The sequence below is a fragment of the Leeia speluncae genome (assembly GCF_020564625.1).
GTDB classification, from domain to species: Bacteria; Pseudomonadota; Gammaproteobacteria; order Burkholderiales; family Leeiaceae; genus Leeia; species Leeia speluncae.
Genome location: NZ_JAJBZT010000008.1, coordinates 141,322 through 148,195 on the forward strand (window position 1 = coordinate 141,322; position 6,874 = coordinate 148,195).

7 protein-coding genes are annotated in these 6,874 nt (G+C 42.8%); 4 read left to right on the forward strand and 3 right to left on the reverse strand.

From position 1 onward, the window contains the following. Together LIN78_RS14295 and LIN78_RS14300 are read right to left on the reverse strand one after the other, a co-directional pair. Positions 1-1,401 (reverse strand): multicopper oxidase family protein, encoded by a 1,401-nt coding sequence (locus tag LIN78_RS14295; RefSeq protein WP_227181523.1) that lies wholly within the window; start codon positions 1,399-1,401, stop codon positions 1-3. Between the two features lie 7 nt (positions 1,402-1,408). Then, positions 1,409-2,500, reverse strand: a complete 1,092-nt coding sequence (locus LIN78_RS14300) for a TolC family protein (protein WP_227181524.1) — start codon at positions 2,498-2,500, stop codon at positions 1,409-1,411. 168 nt (positions 2,501-2,668) lie between these two features. Between LIN78_RS14300 and LIN78_RS14305 the strand changes: the two genes are divergently transcribed. The 4 genes from LIN78_RS14305 (at position 2,669) to LIN78_RS14320 (ending at position 6,551) form a co-directional block, all read left to right on the forward strand. Next, complete coding sequence (locus tag LIN78_RS14305; protein WP_227181526.1) at positions 2,669-3,355, forward strand: heavy metal response regulator transcription factor; 687 nt, start codon at positions 2,669-2,671, stop codon at positions 3,353-3,355. Next, a complete protein-coding gene (locus LIN78_RS14310) occupies positions 3,352-4,734 on the forward strand; it encodes a heavy metal sensor histidine kinase (protein ID WP_227181529.1) in 1,383 nt (460 codons plus the stop codon). The genes LIN78_RS14305 and LIN78_RS14310 overlap by 4 nt, the downstream gene beginning before the upstream one ends. A 711-nt stretch (positions 4,735-5,445) precedes the next feature. Further along, positions 5,446-6,126: a hypothetical protein gene (locus tag LIN78_RS14315; protein WP_227181531.1), complete on the forward strand. Its 681-nt coding sequence runs from the start codon at positions 5,446-5,448 to the stop codon at positions 6,124-6,126. Further along, positions 6,123-6,551, forward strand: coding sequence for a surface-adhesin E family protein (locus LIN78_RS14320; RefSeq protein ID WP_227181533.1), 429 nt, complete (start codon positions 6,123-6,125; stop codon positions 6,549-6,551). Before LIN78_RS14315 ends, LIN78_RS14320 begins: the two co-directional genes overlap by 4 nt. 61 nt (positions 6,552-6,612) lie before the next feature. On the opposite strand, the gene LIN78_RS14325 is transcribed toward LIN78_RS14320, so the two are convergent. After that, on the reverse strand, positions 6,613-6,874 hold a 262-nt coding region (locus LIN78_RS14325), incomplete at its 5' end, for an aldehyde dehydrogenase family protein (RefSeq protein WP_227181535.1).

Here is a 6,874-nt window from a genome sequence, read left to right on the forward strand (position 1 = left end):
TTAATGATTCTGATGCGTTGATGTGGGTTTGACTGCTCTAACAGTTGCAGCTTTTTCAGTCGCCTTCTTCGCGGGGTGCGGGGCTGTTGGGGCTTCTTCCATTTTTCCGTTGTATTCATACGCGATCGTTCCCGCTGGATGTTTGAACCAACCTGGATCTTTGTAATTGCCTGGCGGCTGATCTTTACGTACTTTTAGTACGGTAAACATGCCGCCCATTTCAAGCGACCCAAATGGTCCTGTTCCCGTCATCATTGGGGCTGTATTGTCTGGGATTGGCATTTCCATGTCGCCCATGTCTGCCATACCTTTTTCGCCCATCATCATGTAGTCTGGTGCGACTTTTTGGATTTTCTGCACTAAGTTTCGGTGATCCACCCCGATTAACGTTGGCACATCATGCCCCATTGCATTCATCGTATGATGACTCTTATGGCAATGCATTGCCCAGTCACCTTCTTCATCTGCAATAAACTCTATTTGACGCATTTGTCCGACCGCCACGTCGGTTGTTACTTCTAACCAACGTGAAGATTTTGGCGTTGGGCCACCATCCGTTCCTGTCACCATAAATTCATGGCCATGCAAGTGAATCGGGTGGTTGGTCATGGTTAAATTACCCACTCGAATCCGAACTTTGTCATTTAATCGAACATTCAGTGAGTCAATTCCGGGGAAAATTCTGCTATTCCATGCCCAGATATTGAAGTCTGTCATTGTGTTGACTTTAGGGGTCTTGCTGCCCGGTTCAACATCAAACGAATTCAATAAGAAGCAAAAGTCTCGATTCACCTCATCAATCAATGGATGTTTTTCTTTGGGATGTGTTACCCAAAAGCCATACATTCCCATCGCCATTTGCACCATTTCATCTGCATGAGGGTGGTACATGAATGTTCCCGGGCGTCTGGCGACAAATTCGTAAACAAAGGTTTTTCCAGGCTTGATACTACGTTGCGTCAGACCAGAAACGCCATCCATTCCATTCGGTAAACGTTGACCATGCCAATGCACACTCGTGTGCTCTGGCAATTTGTTGGTGACAAAAATTCGGACACGATCACCTTCTACGACTTCAATGGTTGGGCCAGGGCTTTGGCCGTTGTAGCCCCAAAGTTGGGCGGTAAATCCTGGTGCCATTTCGCGTTCGACAGGTTCTGCCACCAAGTGAAATTCTTTTACACCTTCATTCATTCTCCAAGGCAAGGTCCAACCATTTAGCGTGACAACCGGGTTATAAGGACGCCCGGTATTTGGGATGAGTGGTGGTGCTGTCTCGACCGATGTTTGAATGATAGGCTCTGGCAATCCTGCTAGCGCAGTGCGCGAGACGGTTGCCCCAATGACTGCGGTGGCTGCCCCTGTAAAAAATTGCCGGCGTGTAAGATCTAGCGTCATCATATTCCTTTCAATGCCCAGCAGATGAGGAGCTATCAAGCCCACTTGCGGAAAATGTCATGAGGGATGATGGGATGTAACCCACCATCAATAACTGTAAATCTGCATCAGCTAACCAAAAATCACGAAGTGCATTGTTAGATGCAATTTCGGATTGGAACTTGGTGCGAGAAGCACTGAGAACATCCCAAGTATTCATTAGCATTCCGTTGTATCGAAGAATGGTTTCTTCATATAAAAAGGATTGTCTTTTGGCTTGTTGCTGGCTTTCTTGTGCGAGTAAATACGCTGTTTGGTAAGCGTCATATATTAATTCTGCGTTTGCGGTTAACTGTATTTGCTCACTAAGAGGAAGTTGCTTACTTACTTCTAAAAGACGCTCATGAAAGATGTGATGAGTAATTGTCTTTGAAGGAAGCGCTGGTAAGGTAACGGTCAGTTTAAGCGCCGGTTGGTTGATGACATTCCATTGCTTAAATTGCTTAAGCAACTCCATTTGGCTTTTCTTGATTTCATATTGCGTGCTTAAATGAACTTGTTTATCAGCCCCTAATGCAACTTGGTATGACGTATCTTGATAAGCACTCCAATTGCCAACCTTGGCCATTCGACTACTCAACTCTGCAGCGGCTTGTGAGGCTGTTAGCATATGCGCTTGAAGGGCAGCATTTTGTATCTGGCCGGTTAGTGTAAGCGCTTGCTTGCGTGTGTGATATGCAATTTCAATGACTTCAGCGATTTCTGGGATTTTGGAAATTTTCGCTATCGGCAGTTGTGCAAAGTGTCCTTCTTGTATTAGGGAACGGTGTAATTCTCCTAATTGGCTTAATGAAGTCTTTAAGTCGGGATGACTATTCCACGCCAAGTCAACCGCCTCGGGAAACCGACTTATCGGTAGCGTCGGTTTCATCATTTCAGCGTGACCGGTCATTTTTGGGGCTTTTTCTGGATTCGCTTGTTCCCACTTCAGAACATCTGCATGTCCTCTTGGAAATTCAGCAACTTGCTGATTATGTGCTTTCCATGTCGACTCTTGATTTACCTCGGCATAAAGGAATGTCGGTAGTAAAAATAAGGAGCCTAATAAGTGATGTATTTTCATGAGCCATTTTCTTTCATTGTCTGTTGACTACATGTTTGAGTGTATTTTTCACTTTGAATGATAGTCTTTACTACACAACATCAAACTGACGGCAACATTACATCTTTGTAATGTTTGGCGTGCGCTAGCTAAGAGTGGCACACTATCTAGCCAGCACATGGAGGATGTATGAAGCTGTTGATCATCGAAGATGAAGTAAAGACAGGGGAGTATCTAAAACTAGGATTAACCGAGGCTGGATATATGGTGGATCTGGTTCAAGATGGTCGCGTTGGTCTTCAATATGCTTTAGAACAAAGTTATGACCTGATTATTTTGGATGTCATGCTACCCGGTTTGAATGGTTGGCAAATTATTCAACAGCTACGAACACAGCAACGACTGATGCCAGTCTTATTTTTATCTGCTAAAGATCAGGTAGAAGACCGGATTAGAGGATTAGAACTCGGCGCAGACGATTATTTAGTTAAGCCATTTTCATTTGCCGAATTACTAGCAAGAATCCGAATTATTCTAAGGCGAGGAGCTGGCACAAATGAGGTGACGCTATTGTATGTAGCAGATCTTGAATTAGATTTGTTACGTAGGCGAGCCAGCCGTGGTGGCAAAAAAATTGTACTAACGGCGAAAGAGTTTTCATTGTTGGAGTTATTAATGCGGAGGAAGAATGAAGTGCTTCCCCGATCTCTTATTGCATCCCAAGTTTGGGATATGAATTTTGACAGTGATACCAACGTGATTGATGTTGCGATGAGGAGATTACGTGCGAAAGTGGATGATGATTTCGAGGTAAAACTAATTCATACCATTCGGGGGATGGGCTATGTGTTAGAAGAACCGGAGTCTACTTTGTGATCAAGCGGTTTTCTCTGACGGTACGCCTCGCTTTTCTGTATGTTACCACCTCTATCTTACTTCTCGTTGGCCTTGGTTTATTAGTCAGCCAGATGGTAGAAACTCATTTTGACGAACAAGATGCCTACGATTTACAAGACAAACTCCAGCTTATTCAGAACGTAGTGGGTACATCAGACAGTGTCCCTTTCTTAATTGGCCGTTTAGATGATGTTGTGCACAATCATCGCAATCTGTACGTCAAGTTAGAACGAAACAGCCAATTGATCTATGGCTCGACAGATAGTGCGATTACAAAATTTCCCCTCATGAATGAGTTCACGCCAAACCAAATGCTCAAATGGCGAAAAGAGGGGTATACCTATCATGGCATCTGTCAAAATGGACTGTTAGCAGATACGGCAAAAAGTAAGATTGATATTTGTGTGGCGATCGATACGGAACACCACCAGCATTTTATCCATACGGTCGGGCAATCTCTCGCGGTGTATATATTGATAGCTAGTTTGTTGGCAGGCGTAATTGGCATTGGCGTGGCACATAAGGGGTTGGCGCCGCTTCGTACCATGAAACAACAAGCGCAAAGTATTCGTAGCCTGAAACTCGATGCACAAATGCCTGTCGACTCAGTGCCTGTTGAAATGGCAGATTTAGCGTCATCCTTAAATGCAATGCTGGCACGTTTGCAGTCAGATTATCGCAAAATTTCGGAGTTCTCTTCTGATATTGCTCACGAATTAAGAACACCTATTACTAATTTGCTGACTGAAACACAGGTTGCAATTTCACAACCGAGATCTGCGGAAGCGTATCGAGAAATATTAGCGTCGAATGCAGAAGAGTTTCAGCGTTTAGGCCGAATGATTTCCGATATGCTATTTCTGGCAAAAGCAGAGCATGGATTAGTTTTACCTTCGGTAGAGACGATTCAAGTGGCAGATGAGATCACCGCATTGTTTGAGTTTTATGAAGCCTTGGCAGAGGAACGGCAAGTGCATTTAGTTCAAATAGGTGATGCCACCTTGAGTGGCGATAGGCTAATGCTGCGAAGAGCATTCAGTAATATTCTATCTAATGCATTGAAATATGCAGAAGCAAAGAGTGATATTCGCGTTGAAGTGTTCACCTCTGGTGCATATGTACATGTCCAGATGACGAATTCGGGAGCAACAATCTCAGAGGCGTCTATCCCTCGTCTCTTTGATCGTTTCTATCGAGCAGATACTTCTAGAACGAACCTTTCTGCCGACGGTGTCGGGTTAGGTTTGGCGATTACTAAGTCGATCGTGGAAATGCATCATGGAGAAATTTGCGTAACGTCGGCGGCAAACCAAACACAATTTACGCTACGCTTTCCTTGCCAACCTGTCGTTTCTTGAATAATGGTAATGGAGCGGCTGTGTTTGTGTGCTGGTAAATGAAAACAAAGGCCATCTTGTTGCAGATGGCTTTTTTGCATTATCAATATGCAATACAAACCGATTTCAGTTTGGTGAAGCTTTCCACCGCACCACGGCCAACTTTAAACTAGCAGTTACTAGCACTGCACTGAATAGCCATCTTGGTGTTCTCATGATTACTTCTTATGAGCCAATGCAGCATCTATATCCCGGTACGCCAAAGCTGTTCGTGAAATGGGTACACAACGCGCGATTATTTTCACGAATCTCATATCTTTATTTGTTGTGTTGCTATCTGCCTTGCTTAAAGGTGAGTAACTAATTAACGCAGCACTACTAAGTGGGTAATGATAATTATCGGAGTATTCCTCACCATTCAACCACAAAAGGTTATCTAGTCAGTTCATTTAAGGTATTGACCTAGCGAAGGATGAGTACTTTTTCCTAATCTTTTTCGTATCCCTCAATAGCACTTTCAGCAAAGTAGCTTTTTTGATTTATATCGGGTAACTACTTTTCATAAATTATCAAAATAAAATGCAAATGAAATATGTGATTCGCATTAATTTATATTTGTGTTAATATGCGAACGACATTTTTTTACGGTGTTTCATGTATCAGTTAGCTTGCATGCATCACAAGCCTGCTGGCTGATTCTTTCGCGAATAAACTCTTTCAGTGCATCTCAATATGTATAAAAAAATTTGTATCTTTGCTGCGTTGCTGCAGCTAGCTGGTTGTGCAAGTTATCCTAAATACGATCCAAATGCGTATTCAACTTTAATGGTTGTGAAAAACAAAACTGATGCAAGAGCTGGGAAATTTTTCCCTGATTTAGATGCGGTGACAAATGGCTTTAAGCAGACAGACTATGAATTAAAAGATGCTAAGGGCAGGATTAAACACGCGAAGGAAAATACAGACGTAAAGCAGGCTAGGTTTGCCGTTGGTCAATGTGTGAACTATTGGATGGCGTCTGACCTTAGTAATCCATACTATCCCCAGCTTTCAGCCGCCACAAGCGACTGTAAAGCAACTGCTAAACAATTAGTTGCCCAGAAAAAGCCGTATGAAGATGTATTCTTAATGACCACTTATGCTAAATATCATCAAAGGATCTTGGAGTCTTGGTTTGATGCTGCAGAAGAAAAATTAATATCCTCATGGGGCACCCCAAGTCAAATTAACCCTGTAGATATGAACACAAAGAAAGTGGTGTATTACAAATCATCCTCGATAGTGCATTCGACAGTTAATGGATACAACCAAGTACTAAATTCTTGGACTGAAACATTTTGGTGTCGCGACACTTTTGTTGTGACAAATCGCCAAATTCAAAATGCTTACTGGGAAGGTAATGATTGTCGATGAAGTTTAGATTGTTTACTTTGCTCTTGTTGTTTCCTCTTTTTGCAGAGGCTAAATGGATAAATGTTACTGAAAATATGGGCATCCAGATGTATTATGATAATGCGACGGTGACTTCAAAAGGTTCAGTTAAACGCTTTATGCTGTTACTTGACTATGGTAAAGAAAATGAAGCAAGTTTTATGTTGAATGGCGAGTCTAGGTACATAAAATTTTATTCTGCTACGACATTGGCTTACCTTACATGCAATGTACCTAAAATTTATTTTGCTGCGTTTGCTTACTATTCATTGCCAATGGCACAAGGAGAAGAGTTAGCGCAAGAAACTCAATTTTCTCGATTTGAAGATATGCCAAAAATGGAATCAAAGAGTCTCCAAGATTGGCCAAAGTTACAATTATTTGCTAATCGTCTTTGTAAGAAGTAATAAACAGATTTAAATATCGATGATCAATGGCCGTCTTGTTGCAGACGGCCTTTTTACATCATTAATACGCAATACAAACTGATTTCAATTCAGTGAAGTTCTCCACCGCGCCGCGACCAAACTCACGACCGACGCCAGATTGCTTATGGCCACCAAAAGGCATGTTCGGGTCGAGTGGGATGTGGCTGTTTACCCAGACGGTACCGGCTTGGATTTCTGGCACCACGTGCATGACAGTCGGCAAATTGTCTGACCAGACACTGGCCGCTAGGCCGTATGGGGTATCGTTTGCAAGGTGAATAGCTTCTTCGGTGGTATCAAAC

Bases quoted from the DNA above. Each gene is read 5' to 3' on its own strand.
- LIN78_RS14305 (WP_227181526.1), top strand. From the start codon at position 2,669: ATGAAGCTGTTGATCATCGAAGATGAAGTAAAGACAGGGGAGTATCTA.
- LIN78_RS14295 (WP_227181523.1), bottom strand. From the start codon at position 1,401: ATGATGACGCTAGATCTTACACGCCGGCAATTTTTTACAGGGGCAGCC.
- LIN78_RS14315 (WP_227181531.1), top strand. From the start codon at position 5,446: ATGTATAAAAAAATTTGTATCTTTGCTGCGTTGCTGCAGCTAGCTGGT.
- LIN78_RS14320 (WP_227181533.1), top strand. From the start codon at position 6,123: ATGAAGTTTAGATTGTTTACTTTGCTCTTGTTGTTTCCTCTTTTTGCA.
- LIN78_RS14300 (WP_227181524.1), bottom strand. From the start codon at position 2,500: ATGAAAATACATCACTTATTAGGCTCCTTATTTTTACTACCGACATTC.